Raw genomic sequence first — 825 nt, 5'->3', positions numbered from 1 at the left:
GGCTCTGCTGCGGAGCTTCTCATAAGGTCAACCTTTACATAGTAGCTGTCATGAGACTGGCTTGAAGGTTCACCTGCCCAAACCTTATTGACTGTTATATCAGTCTTAGGTGCTGGGATTGTAGCTTTCTTCCAGGTGTTTGTTACTGTAGTTCCGTTGTAAGATACTTCATAACCAGACTGTACATTTTCAGTATACTTGGGAGCATCTGTAATTTCGTTTGCTACAGTATAAGTATAAGGATTACCATTTGCGTCCTGTTCATCAAGTCCTGTAAAGGTGTATTCAAAGTTGTTGGAAGCATCAAGTGTTGCAGTGTCTATCGCACGAGCTGGCTCTGCTGCGGAGCTTCTCATAAGGTCAACCTTTACATAGTAGCTGTCATGAGACTGGCTTGAAGGTTCACCAGCCCAAACCTTATTAACTGTTATATCAGTCTTAGGTGCTGGGATTGTAGCTTTCTTCCAGGTGTTTGTTACTGTAGTTCCGTTGTAAGATACTTCATAACCAGACTGTACATTTTCAGTATACTTGGGAGCATCTGTAATTTCGTTTGCTACAGTATAAGTATAAGGATTACCATTTGCGTCCTGTTCATCAAGTCCTGTAAAGGTGTATTCAAAGTTGTTGGAAGCATCAAGTGTTGCAGTGTCTATCGCACGAGATGGCTCTGCTGCGGAGCTTCTCATAAGGTCAACCTTTACATAGTAGCCGTCGTGTGACTGGCTTGAAGGTTCACCTGCCCAAACCTTATTAACTGTTATATCAGTCTTAGGTGCTGGGATTGTAGCTTTCTTCCAGGTGTTTGTTACTGTAGTTCCGTTG

At 42.7% G+C, this 825-nt stretch carries 1 protein-coding gene; it reads right to left on the bottom strand.

Going from position 1 to position 825, the window contains the following annotated elements:
• Positions 1-825: Cna B-type domain-containing protein (locus tag OCV68_RS14645; protein ID WP_262573807.1), on the bottom strand; the 825-nt coding region annotated here is incomplete at both ends.

It is taken from the genome of Huintestinicola butyrica, assembly GCF_025567215.1.
Lineage (GTDB): Bacteria > Bacillota > Clostridia > Oscillospirales > Ruminococcaceae > Huintestinicola > Huintestinicola butyrica.
This window is presented reverse-complemented; position numbering and strand designations above follow the sequence as displayed.